Genomic DNA, 22,194 nt, shown 5'->3' on the forward strand with positions numbered 1-22,194 from the left:
ACAATGAACCAAATCGATGTCTTTCAATTGAAAACCGCAGCTCTTGAAAAAGTGAAGGAGCGGCAATATTGGACTTCTGTATTATCTCAAATCCCGTCGGACTGCCGTTTTCCTTATGATTCACAGCTTCTTGATCAAAACGATGAAGAAGCTTCAATAACTTTTTCATTCCCGGCTCAGCTGGAAAAGGCCATCTTAAAGGCATCCGGAGCTTCAGATTTGCGTATGTTTATTATTTTGATGACTGCGGCAGTCACATTGCTGCACAGGTACGACGGAAGAACGGATATCATGGCGTCGGCCCCTGTGTTGAGACAGCGGGAAACACAGCCGGTGATCAATGATCTTCTTCCGTTGCTGGTGAAAATCAATCCTTCTATGAGTTTCAGAGACTGTCTAGAGCATGTGAAACAAGCTTTTCAAGAAGTGTATGCCCATCAAAATTATCCTGTGAAAATCCTATTGGATGAGCTTCATCCTTTGCATAAAAAAGGGGAGCCCCGCTTCGGCATTTCCCTTGCTGTGAATGATCTTCAGCAGCCGGTGTCATTGAAAGCGCTGGACACGAATCTATTTATCTCCATTCAGTGTGAAGAAGGGATATTGACTGGAAAGCTGAGCTGGAATTTGAAGCATTACACATTCGATACTGCTGAACGGATAGCCGGCCATTTTTGCATGCTGGCAGACCAGGTTTTGTCGGCGCCTGAGACTCTGGTCTCTGAGCTGCAGTTACTGTCTCATGAGGAGAGAGAAAGAGTCATCACGACATTTAATCACACAAATCAACCATACCCGAAAGAAAAATCAATTGTCCATCTCTTCAAAGAACAGGCAGCTCTCGAACCTGATCAGCCTGCAATCGTGTATGAAGATGTCAGCTTCACATACGGTGAGGCTGATGAATTGTCAGACCGGGTTGCTGCTTTTTTGACAAAAGAAGGCGTTTGCCATGAGGAGCCTGTGGGGCTGATGGTACATCGCTCGGCAGAAATGGTTATTGGCATATTAGGCATATTGAAAGCAGGTTGTCCTTATTTGCCGATAGATGTAAATATGCCGTCCGAACGGATGGATTATATGCTGAAAAACAGCGGTTCGCGGTTTGTGATCACGAACAAGGGTTATGGCATTTCTGCTGAGAATCAAAAAAGCTTATGTATAGAGGAAATGATGAAATTTGAAGGGGCGGCGGAGCATGAGCACCTGCCGTCTCCTGAAAATCTCGCTTACGTGCTGTATACATCAGGGACAACAGGAAAACCGAAAGGCGTGATGGTGGAGCATCGTCAAGTCGTCAATTTAGTATATGGCATAGACAGCTTTCACTTTCAGCCATTTTCACAAGAGCACCTCCGTATCGGCATGCTTGCTTCACATATTTTTGACGCATCCGTGCAAACGTTATTTCCGGCATTGCTTCTTGGACACACCTTATATATTGCGCCGGATCATGCAAGGATGGATGGAAAGCAGCTGTGGTCTTTTTATGAGGAGAACCGCATTCATATTTCAGATGCGACACCCTCTCATTTGCGCCTCATGATCAAAGCCGCTGAGAAAGAGCCGCATCACGTTGACGAATTGAAGTTAATAATGGCTGGCGGCGAAATGCTGCCGCCCCAATTGGTTCAGCAATATTTACAAACGTTTCGTGCTGATAAGCCGGTGATGACAAATAATTACGGTCCAACGGAATGCGCTGTGCAGTCAGCGGCTTTTACCATACCTGAGTCTTGGAATGAACCCGTCGTACCGATTGGCAGGCCGATGCCGAATGAACAGATTTATATTTTGGATCATTGCGGACAGCCTGTGCCCATCGGCGTATACGGAGAACTGTGCATTGCCGGAGACGGGGTGGCAAGAGGATATATCCGCCAGCCAGAGCTGACGGCAGAAAAATTTACAGAACCGCAGCATATTCCTGCCGGCAAGCTTTATCATACCGGCGACTTGGCGAGATGGCGTTGTGACGGCTTCATCGAATTTTTTGGCAGGTATGATGATCAAGTAAAAATAAGAGGATTCAGAATAGAGCTTGATGAGATTAGAAAAGCCTTGCTTGATTACAGGGAGTCGGGACAAATCATTCATGATGCGGTGATTATTCCAGTTCAAAAGGAATCAGATGATCCGTTTCTTGTGGCGTATCTCATTTCTGATGAAAAACTGAAAACTCAAAAAATGAGAGGGTTTTTAGGAGAAAAGCTTCCGGGTTATATGATTCCGAGACGATTCATCCGCGTGGACTCCTTTCCAATGAACCTGTCAGGGAAGCTTGATCTCAAGGCACTCCCAGATCCCATGGAAGAGCCAGAATCTGATGAACAGGTCATAAAACCGCACAATGAAACCGAGAAAAAGCTGGTTTCCATTTTTGCTGGCATTTTGAATATACCTGAATCTGATATCAGCATGGAAGATAACTTTTTTGATATCGGCGGAAACTCATTTCACATCGTAGAACTATCGAACAAATTGAAAGAGCAGTTTGGACAAGAGCTGTCTGTTGTTCAGCTGTTTCAGTATACATCTGTATCGGCGATAGCTGCCCAGCTCAGCCGGCAAGCGGAGTCTGAGGATTGTCAGGCAAATGCTGAAAGTGAGGAAGAGGCAGCGGAAGATTTAGAAAATGTCGCACAACTGTTAGGCGGGATTTCTGATGAGTAAAACAACGGGTTTAGAAATAGCGGTTATCGGAATGGCTTGCCGTTTCCCCGGTGCCAAAAATATTGAAGAGTTTTGGGAGAACATTAAAACGGGCACGGAATCCATCACATTTTTCTCAAAAGAAGAGCTTATGGAAGCCGGTGTGCCTAAAGAACAGCTTGATCATGAGAATTATGTCAGAGCCAAAGGAAAAGTAGACCGGCATGACCACTTTGACGCGGCTTTTTTCGGCTACTCACAGCGAGAAGCTGAGGTAATGGACCCACAAGTTCGCATGTTTCATGAAGTCGCGTGGGAATCTCTTGAAAACGCCGGCTACAATCCCGAAACCTATTCACAGCCTATCGGCTTATTCGGCGCTGCGTCTGCGAATTTGTACTGGCAGGCAAGTTCAATGCTGCTGAGAAATAGCAGTTCTTCTGAACAGTTTGCTGCTGTTCAGTTGACGGACAAGGATTTTATGAATACACAAATTTCTTATAAATTAAATTTGAAAGGGCCGAGTATCGCGGTGGATACAGCCTGTTCATCTTCTCTGACGGCAGTGCATCTCGCGTCCAGAGCTTTGCTTACCGGCGACTGCAAAATGGCGCTGGCCGGAGGTGTAACGGTGACTTGTCCCCACAAAAAGGGCTATATGTATCAAGAAGGGATGATTATGTCGCCGGACGGCCGCTGCCGCGCATTTGACGCGGAAGCAAAAGGGACAGTCGGGGGAGAGGGCTGCGGTGTTGTAGTGCTGAAAACCTTAAAGCAGGCGCTGAAGGATCAAGATCATATTTACGCTGTCATTAAAGGTTCAGCATATAACAATGACGGCAGCCGTAAAGTCGGTTACACCGCGCCAAGTATCGAAGGGCAGGCCGATGTCATTAGAAAAGCGCTGAACATCAGCCGTGTAGAGCCCGAAAGTATTTCTTATGTCGAAGCGCATGGCACGGGTACCTCGTTAGGAGATCCGGTTGAAATAGAGGCGCTTAAACAAGCGTTTCAAACTGAAAAGAAGCAATACTGCGCGATCGGCTCTGTTAAAACAAATATCGGCCATTTGGATTCCGCCGCGGGTATTGCGGGGTTTATTAAAACGGCGCTGAGTCTCAAAGCGAGAACTCTGCCGCCAAGCCTTCATTACAAAAAGCCTAATCCTAAAATTGATTTTGAAAACAGTCCTTTTTATGTCAGCACATCCGCAAAGCAATGGACAGTATCTGACCGGGTGTTTCGAGCGGGCGTCAGTTCCTTTGGGATCGGCGGCACGAATGTTCATGTTGTGATGGAAGAGCCGCCTATGAAGGAAAGCCGTCATCAAGAGGATCATGAAGACTGCCTTATGCTTATTTCTGCCCGTTCTGAAAAAGCGGCAATGAAGGCCTCAGATCAGATCAAGCGATTTATAAAAGAGAATGAAGGGGTGCCGCTCCAAAACGTTTCATACACACTGCAAGAGGGCCGCAGGCATTTTCAGTATCGTCAGGCGTTTACGGCTGGCCCTTTAGGGATAACAAGCGATATGGCAAGCACTTCAATAGCGCTGGAGAAGCCGGCCGTTGTCTTTATGTTTTCCGGGCAAGGCTCTCAATACGTCAATATGGGGAAACAGTTGTATGAACGGGAACCCATATTCCAGGAAGAGCTGCACCGCTGTTTTGACATTCTGCAAGCTGAGGAAGGACTCAATATTAGAAGCATCATGTTTCCGAATAATGAGGCAGAAAGCGAGGAAGCTGAACAGCTTATCCATGAAACCTCGTATACGCAGCCTATTTTATTTTCTTTTGAATATGCGCTGGCGTCCTTCTTGATCAAAAATGGTTTAAAACCGCAATACATGATTGGCCACAGCATAGGGGAATTAACGGCAGCCTGTCTGTCAGACATTTGTTCATTGGAAGACGCGCTTCATATGGTTGTGATGAGAGGCCGATTGATGCAGGAAATGCCGGAGGGAGAAATGTTGAGCGTCAGACTGCCTAGCAGAGAGACAGAAATGGAATTGACAGAAGGGGTTGAGCTGTCGGCTTCAAACAGCTCTGATTTATCGGTTGTATCAGGCCTTATGGAGCCAATCAATGCTTTTGCCGCGCGCCTTCAGTCGAAAGGAGTGGCCATTCAGCACTTAAAAACGTCCCATGCGTTTCATTCAAGCATGATGAAGCCGGCAGCATCTCGTTTTGCTGATATTCTGCAAGAGATAGAATTCCAAGCACCTGACCTTCCGTTTATTTCAAATGTGACAGGCGATTGGATACAAGCTGAGCAGGCCGCAGATCCGAAATACTGGGCCTCGCAAATCACGGAAAAGGTTGATTTTCATTCAGGGCTGAGCACGCTTTTACAAATGGGTAATGTTGTATTTGTTGAGATCGGGCCAGGGAACACGTTGACGCAGTTTGTGAGAAAACATGAGGGTTTTATGACGGAGCAACATGCTGCGGTTAATATCATCAGGCATCCAAAGGAAGTATCGTCTGATCGTGTCTATCTGTTAAACCGCATCGGCAGGCTTTGGACGCATGGTGTAAACATGAACTGGGAGCACTTTCGCCAGGGGGGCTCATATGAAAGGGTCCCGCTTCCGACTTATCCTTTTGAGCATCAAGTATTTCCCGATCCGCAAACAGCTCAGGGCGGCATGGAAGAAAAGATCAAAAACGAATTGAAATTAAACATTGCTTCCAGTGAAGAACAGCTTCCTTTTGATAAGTGGTTTTCTGTTCCGCATTGGGAACGAATGGAACCAGTCAATGAGACATTCACTCATCAAGGAAAGAGGATACTTGTCTTTGAAGAAAACAATGATGTCAGCCAATATCTCCTAAAACAGCAAGCGGAAGCCGTGTCTGTCCTGCCGGGTGATCGCTTTGCAGAAATGGACAAAAACACGTTTACGGTAAACCATCGGGATACGGCCCACTTTCGGAAGCTGCTGGATGAACTGAATGCAAGGGGGTTTATCCCTGATGAAATCATCTGGATGTGGCTGCAAGACTGTGATTGTCGTGATGGAGATCTTGCAGAGCGCACAATAGCCGGTTATCTTCCTCTCCTTGATCTTGTCCGTTTACTTGGAACAGAGAGCAACAAAAGATTCAGCATGACTGTAGTGACCAATCAAGCTCACGATGTGACAGGAATGGAGGATCTTCAGCCTCATCAGGCTGCGCTGACCGGAGTCTGTTTGACCATTCCGCAAGAGTATCAGCAGATCAGCTGTAAAGCTGTTGATCTTTGTCCGGACCCGCGGCACGGTCAATCAAGCTGGCCTGAAATGATTTCTTATGAACTTAAAAAAGAGGATGATCAGCCTATTGTGGCTTATCGCGGAAACAGCAGATGGATTCGGCAGGCGAAGCAGCCGGGCAAGCAAGATGAGATTGATATGGCCGGCAATCTCAGGCATAAAGGAGTTTATATCATTACAGGCGGCCTTGGCGGGATCGGATTATCTCTTGCCTCTCATTTAGCTGAAACAGTTCAAGCAAAGCTTGTGCTGCTAAGCCGGACAGGACTGCCCGATAAACTAAGAGCAAATGACGATGCAATCAAAAAACTCAAAGCTGTTGAAGAGCTCAAGAAGGCTGGAGCCGAGGTGCTGGTATTACGGGCGGATATTTCAGATGAGGCAGAGCTTCAAACAGCCTTGCAAACGGCAGAATCTCGTTTTGGACAAGCCATTCATGGCGTTATTCATGCAGCGGGCATTCCTGATGGCAAAGTGATTCACGCAAGGACACCAGACGATGAGAGGCATATGGCAAAAGCCAAAATAACAGGAACCGCTCTGTTAAGAAAAGCGCTTAAAAACAAACAGCCGGACTTCTTCTTCATTTGTTCCTCTCTTGTTTCGTTTTTAGGAGCGGGGGGCCAAGTCGGCTACGCTGCATCAAACGCATTCTTGGACAGCTATGCTCACGCATGCCGAAAAGAAGGCGAAAACATGGTGTCAGTTAACTGGGACCGTTGGGAACAAGTAGGGATGGCATATGAATCAGAAACAGCGGCCATTCTTTCGAAGATAGCGGACAAGGGAGAGCAACACCAAGGAATCCTGCCGGCTCAAGGTGCGAAAGCATTTATGAGAGCTTTGCAGCTGCGCTACCCGCAAGTCCTGATTTCGCTTCAGGACGTAAACAAACGAATAAAAGATAGCTATGTGATAGAGGACAGACAAACCGCTGCGCATGTGCTGACAAAAGACCGCTTGGATACGCTTGAAGAAAGGTTAATGAATATTTTTAAGGATTATTTTCATTCTGAGACAGATGTAAATATGAATTTCTTTGAATTAGGAGCCTCTTCACTTGATCTGCTTCAGGTGAGCGGGAGAATCAAAAACGAGCTCGGCGTGGATATCCCGGTTGTGATGATGTATACCCACCCGACGGTTGCAGCATTAACTCAAGCCGTCAAAGCACAGCAAAGCGGTGATGACATACACATAAAAGGAATAGAGCCAGATCGCCAAAAAGCCATAAATGAAGGGAAAAACCGGCGAAAACAGCGAATGAGACGAAAATAGATGGGAGGCTGATTTCCATGGCTGACGAGAAACAATGGACAGAAACAGGACTGGAAATAGCGGTCGTCGGTATGGCGGGCAAGTTTCCAGGCGCGGCAAATATTGATGAGTATTGGAGCAACATTTCAAAAGGAATAGAATCGGTCACTCAATTTACCGATGAAGAATTAAAAGAAGCCGGGGTTGATGAGACGCTGCTTCGTCAAGAGGCATATGTAAAAGCAAAGCCGATCATTGAGGAGGTTTCTGACTTCGACGCGGCGTTTTTCGGCTATTCACCGAGAGAAGCTGCCTTGATGGATCCGCAAATCAGACTTATGCATGAATGCACCTGGGAAGCGCTGGAGCATGCGGGCTGTGACGCTGAACGGTTTAACGGGCTGATCGGGCTGTATGCTGGCGCTTCCAGCAATTTGTCCTGGATGGGCCGCCATATGTCTTCTCTGCATAAGAATGAAGACGCATTTCAAATCATGCATTTAAATGATTCGTCGTTTGCATCACGAATCGCTTATAAACTTAATTTGAAAGGGCCGAGTGTATCAGTTCAAACCGCTTGCTCGACTTCTCTTGTCGCGATACATATGGCGTGCCAGGGATTAATTGGAGGAGAGTGTGACCTTGCATTAGCCGGAGGTGTTACCCTGAGCCTGCCGCATATATCTGGGTACCTTTATCAGGAAGGAATGATCTATTCAGCAGATGGTCATTGCCGTCCGTTTGACGAAAAGGCGAACGGAACCATTTTTGGTGAAGGAGCCGGAGTGGTGGCGTTAAAGCGATTGAAAGACGCACAAGCTGACGGTGATGTGATTTATGCGGTCATCAAGGGCTCTGCAATTAATAATGATGGAAACAATAAGGCAGGGTATACGGCTCCCAGTGCTGAAGGCCAGGCGAATGTCATTGCCACAGCTATGGAGATGGCGGAAACGGAACCGGAAACCATTGGTTATGTTGAGGCTCACGGGACAGGAACGCCTGTTGGAGATCCGATTGAAATCGAGGCGCTGACCCGTGCTTTCAATACAGATAAAAAAGCATATTGCCGAATTGGTTCTGTCAAAGCGAATATCGGGCATTTGGACGCCGCCTCCGGGGTAGCGGGATTTATAAAAACCGTTATGATGCTCCATCATAAAATGCTGCCTCCCGCTTTTCACTATCAAAAATCGAACCCGCGCATCAAGTTTGAGAACACGCCGTTTTTTGTCAATACAGAGCTGGCTGAATGGGAATCTCAGCAAGGGCCGAGAAGAGCCGGCGTGAGCGCCTTTGGAATCGGCGGCGCGAATGCTCACGTTGTCCTTGAAGAGCCCCCATCTCATACTGATGAAATGCCAGTCGGCGGTCCTGAGCTTGTTGTTCTTTCTGCGAGAACAAGGCAGGAGCTTACCCGTTCAATGGACCAATTGGCTGATTTTCTTCGCCGGAACCCGGAAGCGCCGCTGCCAGCCATAGCCCGTACGTTACAGCTTGGCAGAAAGCAATTCCAGTACAGAATCTCCTTTGTAGCTTCACATCAAAAGGAACTGCTTGATCAGCTTTCTGATCATCGGCATAAAAAACAAATCAGAGAATCGGCGGTTGTTCCAAGCAGCACCATGTTTGTATTTGCGGGAGACGTTCAAGAGGGCTTTGGCCGATATGGGCAGCTGTACCGCACGGAAAGCCTGTTCAAAAAAGAAGTCGATGCTTGTCTTGAAAAAGTGCAAAATGCTTTTCAGCAGGATGTACTCAGCTTCTTTAAAGCATGTATTTCTGTTCCTGAAACGTACCAGGAAGAGGAAAACCTGGGATTGGTCCATATGTTGTCGTTCATCATGGAATACGCCGCAGTCCGTTTCTTACAGCACATCGGCATAACACCAGACCGCTTTATCGGGCGGGGATTCGGGGAGTTTACGGCGGCCTGTGCGGCAGGAATGTTTTCCTTTGAAGAAGGGGCCGCAGCCGCATATAAACGCGGAGAGTTAATCAGCATGTCGCCGGCAGGGAAAATGCTCGGTGTCAGCCTGTCAGAGCCGGATATCGTTCAATACTTAGAGAAATCATTATCCCTTGCGCTGATTGATGAGCGGTATTGTGCCGTCTCCGGTTTGCCAGAGGATGTGTATCAGCTGAAGGAGCGGCTTGAACAAGAAGGGATAGCTGCTGAGTTACTTGATGGGGATATTGCATATCAATCGGATCTGCTGGCTGACGCAGCGCAAGAATTCATGCACTTCCTTGGCACGCTGGACATGAAGTCACCAGACATTCCAGTCGTTTCATCTGTCACTGGAAAAGTGATAACAGATGACGGAACAGCGGAGGCCAGTTATTGGGCCGGCCAAATCTGCAAGCCGATACGGTTTTTTGAACACATCTCGTCTTGTTTGCGGGAGGAACCTGCTATTTGTATAGACCTGCGTTTGACTCAGGGGACATCAGTGTTTACAGAGCGCCAATCAATTGGCATGACAGGTGACCTCGGCACACAAGGACACACAGACGTTTTAAAGTTACATATATACGGAGCGTTGTGGAGTCTCGGGTCTGAAGTTGATTTCAGTATCCTGCATGAACCTCAGCTTAATAAAAGGTTAGCTCTGCCGACTTACCCTTTTACAAAGCAGCATTTCCCATTGCCTGACGGCTTAGCACCGGCTGAACTTGAAGAAGATGAGCCTCACCAGCCGGCAGAACCGCTTCGTGCAATGCCGTTATCTGCTATTGAAAAGACAGTCAGAGAAATTGTCATAAAGCATTTTGGATTCAATGAGCTTAACGATGATGCACCGTTTTTTGAGCTGGGGGCTACGTCGCTTGATATCTCTCAATTAGCGGCAAAATTAACAGATGGGTTGAATTGGAAGGTGGAACCAGTTCTGCTTTATCAATTTGCCGCAGTTCGCAGCCTGGCGAAGCATCTTCATCAACAGGTTCAAGCGAAGGCCGGGCAGCCTGAAATGACGCAGCATCAAAAGGTGCCGCAAAGCCGTCCGAACGGTCAGGGATCTGATATCGCGATTATCGGTATGGCAGGGCGTTTTCCTGGAGCCGGCAATTTGGATGAGTTTTGGAATAATCTCGTAAACGGCAAAGAATCTATCAGCTTCTTTACGGATGAAGAATTAAAATCGTCAGGCATTGATGATCAGCTCTTGAAGCATCCCGATTATGTAAAAGCGAAGGGTATCATTAAGGACTCTGATATGTTTGATGCAGATTTTTTCCAATATTCCTCAAGAGAAGCGGAATTGATGGATCCGCAATTCAGGCTTTTACATGAATGTGCCTGGGAGGCCTTAGAAGATGCGGGCTGCGACCCGGAGCGGACAACAGGGAAAATCGGCGTCTACACTGGGACAAGTCCAAACCTCGAATGGATTACACGTTTCGCAGGGAAACTGGATGGGACTGAACAGTTCAGCTCCATGCTGTTAAATGACAGAGAATTTTTCAGTACCCAGCTTGCTTATAAATTAAACCTGCATGGGCCAAGCATCACAATGCAAACAGCCTGCTCCACTTCTTTAGTCAACATTGGAGCGGCATGTCAAGCGCTGCAAAACGGAGCATGTGACGCGGCGCTTGCTGGAGGCGTAACTGTCAGCACCCCTTTACGGTCAGGATATGTATATCAGGATGGCATGATTCAATCACCTGATGGACATTGCCGTCCTTTTGATGAGGACGCAGGCGGTACAGTTTTTGGCGATGGCGCGGGGATTGTCGTTTTAAAAAGATATGAGGACGCCGTTAAAGAAGGGCACTCTATTTATGCGGTCATAAAAGGGGTCGGAATGAATAATGACGGAAGCCGAAAAGTCGGTTTTACCGCTCCGAGTGTAGAAGGCCAGGCCGAAGTGTTAAAAAATGCATACGAGAATGCAGGGATTGATCCGAACACAGTAGGGTATATCGAAGCTCACGGAACCGGTACAAAAATGGGCGATCCAATCGAAATGGAAGCGCTGAGCCAGGTTTTTAAAAGTGACAGGCCAATGTCAATTCCAATCGGGTCAGTGAAAAGCAATGTTGGACATTTAAACAGCGCTGCCGGGATTGCCGGACTCTTTAAGGCCGTTTTATCGCTAAAACATAAAACCATTTTGCCAAGCTTGAATTACACAACACCCAATCAGCATATTCATTTTGACCAGACGCCATTTTATGTCAATACCGAAGCGGCATACTGGAAGGAATCCGCTGATCCAAGGCGGGCGGGTGTCAGCTCCTTCGGAATAGGCGGCACCAATGCGCACATTGTGCTGGAAGAAGAGCCGGAGTCAGGCAGAGAAGCTGCCGAGAGCCAGCGGCATTTGCTAGTTCTGTCAGCAAAAACAGACACAGCCTTAGAGCGGATGACAAATCGATTGAAGGAATTTCTTCGAACGCATCCGAACGTTCCGTTAGAGGATGTGGCATACACCTTGCAAGTCGGCAGAAAACAATTTTCATACCGAAAATCGGTCGTGCTGTCAAAATCAACGGAATGGGAAAGCGGTGCAGAGCTCACAGCCTATCAAAATCACAACGGGCGTCCGACTGCTTTTATGTTCTCAGGGCAAGGCTCTCAGTATATCGATATGATGAAAGATTTATATGAAGCTGAACCGGTATTTCAGAGTGAAGCGGACCGCTGTTTTGCCTTCGTGCAGAGGTCACATCAAATTGATTTGAAGGCGATCGTCTTCCCAGAATCAAATGATGGGGCGAAGCTGACAGAGACCGCTGTTGTACAGCCGTTGCTGTTCATCTTTGAATACGCGCTTGCAAAGCTGCTGCAAAGTGCAGGCATCTCACCGGATTATATGATTGGGCACAGCATTGGTGAATACACTGCTGCATGCCTGTCAGGCGTGTTTTCATTAGAGGCGGCTTTAACGCTCGTAATGGAGCGGGGAAGGCTGATGCAGCAGCTGGAATCTGGGGCAATGATCAGTGTTCAGCTATCAGAGAAAGAGCTGGAGCCGCTGCTTACGAACAGTCTGTCACTTGCGGCTGTTAATGCTCATGACTTATGCGTAGTATCTGGAAAAAGCGAAGACATTGAGACGTTTGCGGTTCTCCTTGAAGAAAAGGGCATTGCAGGCCGCCGGCTGCATACTTCTCACGCCTTTCATTCTTATATGATGGAACCCATTCTTGAGGAATTTGCCGCGATTGTAAAGCAACAGAATATGAACACCCCTCGGATTCCATTTGTTTCGAATGTAACGGGAACATGGATAACACCGGAACAAGCAGCAGACCCGGCTTATTGGTCTCAGCACTTAAGAGGCACAGTCCGCTTCCATGAAGGATTGGAACAGATTTTGAGTGATGACAACGTTCTGTTAATAGAAGTCGGGCCGGGCAGCACATTAAGCACATTTGCCAGAAGGCACAAGAAGAGATCTAGCCAGCATGACATTGTCAACCTCGTCAGACATGTTCAAGAACCAGCGCATGATCATTCCTATTTCTTGAAGAAATTAGGCCAGCTTTGGGTCTGCGGATGTGAAATTGACTGGAGGCAGTATGGCGGTGCTAAGCGTCTGATATCGCTTCCGCCTTATCCTTTTGAGAAAAAACGCTATTGGATAGAAGCGGCTGACAATACAGCTGCTTTCACCGCAGTTGATGCATGGAATAAAAAGAAACCGATGGATCAATGGTTCTATCTGCCGTCATGGGAAAGGAAAATCAAGTCCGCTGACAGCCGAAAGAAAGAGCAGCCAGCTGATAGCAGAAAAACACTGGTTTTCCATGAAGGAACAGCCTTTGGAGATCGGCTTGTGCAAGCGATGCGCCGCCAAGGACATGAGACCGTAATTGTCACAAGAGACCGGCAATTCAAAAAAATAAACAGCGGATTATATGTCATCAATCCATCTGATGGAACACATTATGAGCGTTTATTTTCTTCGCTTGCTTCAGACGGGCTTCTTCCAAACTGTGTGATGCATCTGTGGAGCGTTTCGGAGCAAGAGGAATCCTGCAAAACTTTCAGCACGTACAGTGAAAACGGCTATTATAGTTTAATTTTTACTGCACAGGCGGCATCTAATCAAAAACAAATGAACGAATGTAACATGTTTGTGCTGACAAGCGGGATTCATGAGGTGACTGGAGAAGAACAAATCAATCCTGAAAAATCGACCATTTTGGGGCCGTTGAAAGTCATCCCGCAGGAATATAACCATTTGAAATGCTGGAACATCGACATTCCTCCTTTACCGGATACATTGACATGGAAAGAAGAGGAGTTGATTGACCAAATCCTGACGGAAACTGATGCTGCGGGAGAGGATCAAATGATCGCATACCGAAACCGCCGCCGATGGGTGCAGATGTATCAGCCTGTTCAGTTAAATAAAGCGTCCGGCTTGCCGAATATGATCCGCCCGAAAGGTGTTTATCTTATTACGGGTGGGCTTGGCGGAATCGGATTTGTGTTATCAAAGCTGCTTGCACAAGAAGGAAACGTCCGTCTGATTCTGACAGGAAGAAGTGAACTTCCGCAGCGCAGCCAGTGGGAAAGCTGGTGCGAGAAGCATGAGAAAGATGATCCGACTACGGTGAAAATCCTGAAAATAAAAGAATTGGAACGGTTAGGCGCAAAGGTGACAGCTCTTCAGGCAGATGCGGGAAGCCTGTCGGATATGCAGGCTGTTATGAGAAAAATTCATACTGAGTTTGGAGAGCTAAACGGTGTCTTTCACGCTGCCGGACTTCCGGGGAGCTCGTCTTTCAGGGCGATTACAGATATACCTGCAACGATTGAAGGCGGAGAAGACCAGTTCCAGTCTAAAGTCAGAGGATTGAAAGTGCTTGAATCTCTATTAGAAAATGAAAATATAGATTTTTGTTTCTTATTTTCATCGATTAGTGCTTTGCTCGGAGGTCTCGGTTTCTCAGCGTACTCCGCAGCGAATATTTATATGGATGCTTTTGCGGCGAGGGTGAATCAGCGCAGCAAGACTCCTTGGGTTTGCGTGAACTGGGATGCATGGAACTTCTGGGGCCAGCTTGAATCAACTATCGGAGAATCTATTGCTGAACTTGCCATTTTGCCTGAAGAAGGAGCAGCTCTTTTTCAATATGTGCTGTCAGATATCAATAATCGCCATTTATTAGTTTCAACGGGTGATTTGGAACACAGGATGAAGCAATGGATATCCATGAATGCCGATAGCATAGCGAAAGAGGAGAAAAAGGCAGGCGCCTTACACACCAGGCCAGAATTGAATAATCCGTATGTCGCTCCCCGCAACAAAACAGAGCAGGCCATATGCGGCATTTGGCAAGATTTCATGGGTCTGGAGCAAGTCGGCATACATGATAACTTTTTTGATTTGGGAGCCAGCTCTTTAGATATTGTGCAAGTGACAAACCGTTTAAATAAAGAATTGGGAACCAATGAGGCTGTGGTGACTTTATTCACATACCCGTCTGTAGCTGCTTTAGCGCAATTTATCAGTCCAGATCAAGAGGAAAGTGAAGAGGAGAAGGAAGAAATGGCGGCTGTATCCAAGGGACGGAGAAAAACGCGGATACGTAATCAGCGAGATAAAAGATTGAGAGGCGGCGAATAGAATGAGTAATTCTCATTATGCGAATCATGGAGCTGAAATTGCAGTCATCGGCATGGCAGGCCGATTTCCGGGAGCAAAAAACATGCAGGAGTTTTGGAGCAATTTAAAAAATGCGAAAGAAACGATTTCTTTTTTCACTGATGAGGAGCTGAGAGAAGAGGGCGTTAATGAAGAGCTGCTGAATGATCCGCGATTTGTCAAAGCAAAAGGAATTGTGGAGGATGTAGATCTGTTTGATGCCGGCTTCTTTGATTATACGCCGAAGGAAGCTGCTATGATGGATCCGCAGTTCCGTATCTTTCATGAATGCGTGTGGACTGCCTTGGAAGATGCCGGCTACGATCCTTTCACTTACAAAGGGCAGATCGGCCTTTATACCGGAGCGGGCCTCAATGCAGAATGGGTGCTGAGGGCTCTTCAGGGAGCAAAGTCTGGAGAAGACTCAAAGACGCTGGAAACAGCTGTTTTGAATATGAGAGATTACATGGCAACACTTATTTCTTATAAGCTTAACCTGAAAGGGCCGAGCATGATGGTGCAGACCGCTTGCTCAACCTCGATGGTCTCTATTCACCTCGCTGCTCAGGCTTTGTTAAATGGGGACTGCCATATGGCGGTTGCAGGCGGAGTCTCTATCCGCCTACCGCAAAAGTCCGGGTATCTCTACCAAGAAGGTATGATCCATTCTCCGGACGGACATTGCCGCGTCTTTGATGATGAGGCGGCAGGCACAGTATTTGGAGACGGGGCAGGAGCGGTCATTTTGAAAACGCTAGAAGATGCTGAAGCGGATGGAGACCATATTTATGCTGTCATAAAAGGTACTGCAATCAATAATGATGGCAGCAGAAAGGTTGGATATACAGCGCCGAGCACCAAAGGCCAGGTAACCGCGATCAAAACAGCCCTGCACATGGCCGAGGTGGAGCCTGAAACCATTACCTATGTCGAGGCTCACGGCACAGGGACGACACTCGGTGATCCGATAGAAATTGAAGCATTAAAACAAGCTTACCAAACAGACCGTCGCGGCTACTGCAGAATTGGTTCTGTTAAATCCAACATCGGTCATTTAAATGATGCGTCTGGTGTAGCTGGATTTATGAAAGCAGTTCTAAGCTTAAAGCATAAAGTGATTCCGCCGACTCTGAATTTCGAAAAGCCAAACGCCAAAATCGATTTTGAGCAATCACCATTTGTCGTCAATACGGAACTCACCCCTTGGGAAGAAAGTGAATTCCCGCGCAGAGCGGGCGTTAGCTCATTTGGCATTGGAGGAACAAACGCCCATGTCATATTAGAGGAAGCGCCGGCGCAGCACAAGGCAGCGGAAAGACATGACGCTGAACTCTTATTGCTGTCAGCCAAAACACCGGCCGCTTTAAACAGCATGACAGAACGGCTGTCAAACTATTTCGTGCAAAATCCGCAGGCCGATTTTGCAGCCGCGGCATATACCCTCAAAGTAGGGCGCCATTCATTTCCATATAAAAAAGCGATTGTGGCAGCGGATGCGCCTGAGTTTCTTCAGGCTATTCATGAAAATGACTATGAGTCTGTTAAAACCGGCAGTTCTCAATCTGCAAGCCGGCCCGTTGTCTTTCTTTTTCCGGGACAGGGGGCGCAGTATGTTGATATGGCTAAAGGGCTTTACGATACTGTACCGATTTTTAAGGAGGAGCTCGACGCCTGTTTTGACATATTAAAAAATCATATGGACATAGATCCGCGCACGGTGGTTTTCTCTGACAATCAGCAGCATGACGCGAATCTGATTAACCAAACTGAATTTACACAGCCCCTGCTGTTCTGTATCGAATATGCACTTGCAAAAATGCTGATTCACTGGGGAATTAAGCCGAAAGCAATGGCGGGACACAGCATCGGTGAGTATACAGCTGCAGCCATTTCAGGTGTGCTCTCATTGGAAGATGCTCTTGACATCGTCAGCTATCGAGGGGCAGCGCTCCAAAATCTGCCGTCCGGTTCTATGCTTAGCGTTTCCTTAAGCGAAGCAGACATCAAACCGTATATAGACGGAACCATTTCAATCGCTGCTGTGAATGCATCGGATTCATGTGTTGTATCGGGAGAATCAAGTGCGATTGATGCATTGGAAAGGAAGCTGAACGCCGAAGGACACAGCTGCAGAAAGCTTCATACATCACATGCCTTCCATTCGTATATGATGGAACCGGTTTTAGAAAGCATGAAACATAAGCTCTCAGCCTATCAATTTAAAAAACAAAAGATCCCGTTTGTCTCAAATGTAACCGGAGACTGGATCACTGACGGGGAAGCTAAAGACCCGGCATATTGGGCTGATCATTTGCGGGGAACCGTCAGATTTATGAACTGCGCAAAACGCTTAAAAGAAGAACTGGATCCAATTTTTATAGAGGTAGGCCCTGGAAATGCGCTGCGTTCGTTTGTCAGCAAATTGTATCAGGCAGAGGGCAAGCAGCATATTGCAATCCAGCTGATGAGGCATCCAAAGGAGGCGGCTTCTGATTACCGTTATTTGCTGAGCAGGCTGGGTGATATGTGGCTCCACGGGGTGCCGGTCGATTGGACAGCCTTTTATGACCAGGACCAATGCCAGCTTATTCCGCTTCCAACATATCCTTTTGAAAGAGAAAGATACTGGATTGGCCGGACAAATGAACAGCCGGGAACACCGGCGGCAGAAAATTTTCAGCTTTTAGTGCCTGAGCAAGCAAATGACGGGCAGACAGCTGATACAGAAGCAGATATTCAATTTAATGAGACAGAGGCGGTCTTGGCTGCTATGTGGAAGGACATTCTCGGAGTCAAACGTGTCACATTAGATACCCATTTCTTTGAAACAGGCGGGCATTCATTAAACGCCACTGGTCTGATTTCCCGCATTCACAAGGAATTTGGAGCGGAGCTTACGTTAAGCGACGTATTCCAGCACCCGACAATCCGTGCGCTTGCCGCACTTATTGAGCGCTCTGACCGACATCAATATACATCCATCCAGCCTTCAGAGAAAAAAGACGTATACAGGCTGTCAGCTGCACAGCGGAGAACGTATTTGATTCATCAAAGAATCGGGCAAGTCACCACATACAACATGCCGATGGCTCTTTTATGCTACGGGAAAATTGATGCCGTCCGCTTCGAGGATACATTCAAAAAGCTGATTGAAAGGCATGAAACACTGCGTACAACGTTTGAAATTAAGGATGGAGAACCTGTGCAGCGAATCCATCAAAACTTTGAATTTTCGATTGAACAAACCGAAGCGAAAATGAATGAGCTTGATGACGAAATCAGTTCATTTATACGGCCGTTTGATCTTAAGGTTTCTCCATTAATTCGGGTGAAATTCGTCAAAATCGAGGAAGAAAAACATGCGTTGCTTGTTGATATGCATAATATTGTGGCGGACGGCGCCTCAATGAATATTTTTATAAAAGAATTTACCCAATTATATAGAGGGGAACAGCTCCCGGAAAACATCATTCAGTATAAAGATTATGCGGAGTGGCAGCAGACATTTTTTAATAGTGACATGTTTAAACGCCAAAAAGAGTATTGGCTGGAGCAGCTTGAGGGTGAAGTGCCTGTGTTGAATATGCCTCTTGATTACGAACGAAAAGAACAAAGCTTTTTAGGCAGGGCGATCAAGTTTACAATCCCGCCGCGCGTTTTAGAAAAGCTTGAGAAAATCGGAGAGGCGCAGCAGCTGACCAACAATGTCATGCTGTTTCAGCTCTATTCCATGCTTTTGTCCAGCTATACAAAACAGCAGGAGCTGATGATAGGGTCATTGGTGGCAGGCCGGCGTCATGCGGATATTGAGAATACGATCGGTATGTTTACAAACTTTTTGCCGATCAAAATTCATTTGAATCCTGAAGAGTCGTTTGTCGGCAACCTTCAGCACACAAAACAAACTCTGCTTGAAGCTTATGACCATCAGGATTATCCGTACGATCAAATGGCAGAAGCGCTGCAGCCGGTGATCAAGCCGAACCGCAACCCTTTCTTTGACACCATGCTGATCTATCATAATGAGTATGATCCGAATATAAAAATAGAGGCTGGCGGATTAACGTTTGAAACATATGAATTCGCAAAGGGCATTTCAAAGCTTGATATGAAAATGGACGTCGTGAAGGAAGTGACGGGAGAGCTTAAATGTGTGCTTCAATACAACCGGTCGCTTTTCACTCATGAATCCATGCAGGCATTTGTTTCTCATTTTATCTCTCTCGCTGAAAAAGCTGCAGAAGAGCCTGAAAAACGCATTAAGGATATTCCGGTGCTGAGCCAAAAAGAGCAGGAAGAGGCCGAGCGGAAAAGGGAGAGAGAGTCAAAACGAGTCATCTCGTGCCCATTAACCATTTGTTCCAATTTTACAGCTGATCCGATTGTGCCTTACCTAAAATGGTGGGGCGAACAGTTTGATATCAATTTAGATATAAAGCTGTCTCCTTACGGCCAAGTGTTTCAAGAATTGCTTAATGAAGAAAGCTTGCTGTCAAGGCAAAAAAACGGTGCCAATCTGCTGTTGATTCGCCTTGAGGATATGGCGGGGGATGCAGGTCTTTCTTTGGAAGAAAGAATAGCTCACGTTCAATATAATTCAGATGAACTGCTCGCCATCATGAAACAAAAGAAAAAGGAAGTGCCTTATTTCATTGGATTGCTGCCGCTGGAAAATGTGAAAGAGCAGGAGCTCCGGAACATCCTTGTGCAATGCCAGCAGAATTGGATCGCGCAGCTTGCTAAAGAAACGGATGTATATTTGATTGATCTCCGCCAGCTGCATCAAACATACCAGCTTGATGCCATATTTGACCCGCACAGTGAAAGAGCGGCAAGAATACCGTTTACTGAAGAATTTTACGCGGCGATGGGAACACGGGTGGCGCGTGAGTTTACGGCATGGCTCAAACCGCCATTTAAAGCGGCCGCCATCGATTGTGACGGCACTTTGTGGAGCGGTACCGTGTCTGAAGCTGGGACGGAAGGAGTCATTATTACTCCTGCCCATCGAGCGCTGCAGCAATTTTTAAAGAGAAAACAAGAAGAGGGTCTGCTCCTTGTGCTTTCAAGCAGGAATAATGAAGAAGACGTCTGGAATGTGTTTGAACATCATCCAGATATGATTTTGAAGAAAGAGGACTTTGTCCTGTCACGCATTAATTGGGATGAGAAAGCCAGAAACATGAAAGAAATGGCCGACGAGCTGAACATTTCAGTGGACCGGTTCATATTCTTAGATGATGATCCGGCTCAATGCCTTGAAATGAACGAACGCCTGCCAGAGGTTCTGACCTTGCTTCTGCCGTCTGATACAGATTCTATTCCGATGTTCTTAGAACATGTCTGGGCATTTGACAGGTTCAGAGTGACAGAAGCTGATCAAAAGCGCACGGAACGATACTTGGCAGCACAAGAAAGAAAAATAGATTTGAATACGTCCCGTTCTCTTGAAGAGTTTCTTTCCGGCTTACACCTGCGTATAGCCTTGACTGAGATGACAGAAGAGCATTTGCCGCGAGTTGCTCAAATGAGCGCGAGAATTAATCAGTTCAATATGAATCCGTCAGTCTATCGTGAGGAGCAGCTTGCCCGGCGGCTCAATACGGACGGCCATATCGGCTGGGTCGTTGAAGCGGCGGACAGATTCAGTGATGAAGGCATCGTCGGTGCAATCATGGGAATCCAAAAAGAAGGTTCATTAAAGATAGATACTTTTCTGCTCAGCTGCCGCGCACTAGGCAAAGGAATTGAACATAAAGTGCTATCCTGCCTTGCTTCATATGCAGGGGATAAACAGCTTGCGACGTTGTCGTTGAAGTGTAAAAAATCAGGGAAAAACCGGGCTTTTTCTGAGTTTTTAGCTGAGCATCGTTTTATGGAAGAGGCTGACCCGTTAAATACGGTTTATCACATATCCGTCAATGAGGTAGAGGATCAAAGCGGCCATATCGAATGGGTGCCCTCGTTACAGCCTGCGCCTAGCAAAAAGGCGAAAGCGATTGCCGATGACGTATTGCAATCCGCTTTAATGGAAAACACAAACGCTCATTGGGAAGTGCTGCATGCTGAGAAATCCTTGCATTCTCCATATTTAATGGCCTTAGATACCAATCAGCCGGAGCATTTGCGTGCTCTGTTAGTAAAGGAACATTTAGGAGCCGAAACAGAAGATAGCGGACCGGAGACAGAACAGCAAAAAATCCTCTCGGATATCTGGAAGCAAATTCTCCACTTGGATTTTGTAGGAATTGACAACGATTTCTTTGATTTGGGAGGAAATTCGCTGCTCGCTGTCAAAATGGAAGTAGAGATGGAAAAGAAAGGCTGGTATGTTGATGATTTGAATCTTGCGAAAAAACACACGATAAGGGAATTATCTAAATATATGAAGAGGGAGAATCAGCATGCATAAAGACATTAAAGCAATATTTGATGAAGAAAAGGTTTTGGCAGAAGCTGCCGTTATATATGGATTTAGTAGAGATCAAGTGCAGTTTTTAGCGGATGCAGAAAACTATGTGTATGAATTTGCTAAAGACAATGAATCCTATATTTTAAAGATTACACACACGATTCGCCGATCGCCGGATTATATTATGGGAGAGATGGAATGGCTCCATCATCTTGCTGAAGGCGGCCTTTCAGTGGCCAAACCAATCCCGTCGTTAAACGGTAAGGATGTTGAGGAAGTGCCGGACGGAAACGGCGGAGCATTTTTATTGAGAGTGTATGAAAAGGCGCCGGGCCATAAAGTAGACGAATCTGAGTGGAACGAAACCCTATTTTTCGAGCTTGGCAGATACACAGGGAAGATGCACAGCCTGACAAAAAGCTATAAACTGAGCAATCCTACATTTAAAAGACAGGAGTGGGATGAAGAAGAGCAGTTGAAGCTCAGAAAATATGTTCCTGAAGATCAAACAAAGGTTTTTCAGCAGGCGGACGATTTAATGAATGAGTTGCGGCAGCTGCCAAAAAACCGTGACAGCTACGGCCTTGTTCACGCAGATCTTCACCATGGTAATTTTAACTGGGATCATGGGAAGATCACTACATTTGATTTTGATGATATCGGATACAACTGGTTTGTGAATGATATCAGCATTCTTCTCTACAATGTACTATGGTATCCGGCCGTTCCTTATGAAAATAAAGCAGCATTTACAGAAGAATTCATGACGCATTTTATGAAAGGGTACAGGGAGGAAAATGAAATTGACGCCGAATGGCTCAAGAAAATTCCAGATTTCCTTCGCCTGCGCCATATGCTGATTTATGGATTGCTCCATCAAATGTTTGATCTTGATTCAATAGGAGAAGAAGAAAAAGAAATGCTGAAAGGATTCAGAAACGATATCGAAAATCAAACGCCGATAACCGAATTTGACTTTTCGAAGTTAGCTTAAGAAAATTGCGCCG

General features: G+C 46.4%; 5 protein-coding genes. All 5 read left to right on the forward strand.

Annotation, left to right across the window (positions count from 1 at the left end; genetic code table 11):
* Positions 1-3 precede the first annotated feature (3 nt).
* The 5 genes from BLL41_RS13175 to BLL41_RS13195 are packed head-to-tail and all read left to right on the forward strand — an operon-like array spanning position 4 to position 22,181.
* Positions 4-2,673 carry a non-ribosomal peptide synthetase gene (locus BLL41_RS13175; protein ID WP_071578178.1) on the forward strand — a complete coding sequence of 890 codons (2,670 nt, stop codon included), beginning with the start codon at positions 4-6 and terminating at the stop codon, positions 2,671-2,673.
* Positions 2,666-7,192 carry a type I polyketide synthase gene (locus BLL41_RS13180; RefSeq protein WP_071578179.1) on the forward strand — a complete coding sequence of 1,509 codons (4,527 nt, stop codon included), beginning with the start codon at positions 2,666-2,668 and terminating at the stop codon, positions 7,190-7,192. Before BLL41_RS13175 ends, BLL41_RS13180 begins: the two co-directional genes overlap by 8 nt.
* A gap of 17 nt (positions 7,193-7,209) precedes the next feature.
* The gene (locus BLL41_RS13185; protein ID WP_071578180.1) at positions 7,210-14,757 is read left to right on the forward strand and encodes a type I polyketide synthase; all 7,548 of its coding nucleotides are present in this window, start codon (positions 7,210-7,212) and stop codon (positions 14,755-14,757) included.
* 1 nt (position 14,758) lies between these two features.
* On the forward strand, positions 14,759-21,187 hold the full coding sequence (locus BLL41_RS13190; RefSeq protein WP_071578181.1) for a type I polyketide synthase: 6,429 nt from the start codon (positions 14,759-14,761) through the stop codon (positions 21,185-21,187).
* On the forward strand, positions 21,180-22,181 hold the full coding sequence (locus BLL41_RS13195; RefSeq protein WP_071578182.1) for a phosphotransferase enzyme family protein: 1,002 nt from the start codon (positions 21,180-21,182) through the stop codon (positions 22,179-22,181). The genes BLL41_RS13190 and BLL41_RS13195 overlap by 8 nt, the downstream gene beginning before the upstream one ends.
* Positions 22,182-22,194: the final 13 nt, after the last annotated feature.

Origin of the sequence: Bacillus sp. FMQ74 (assembly GCF_001875785.1) — a bacterium.
Lineage (GTDB): Bacteria > Bacillota > Bacilli > Bacillales > Bacillaceae > Bacillus > Bacillus stercoris.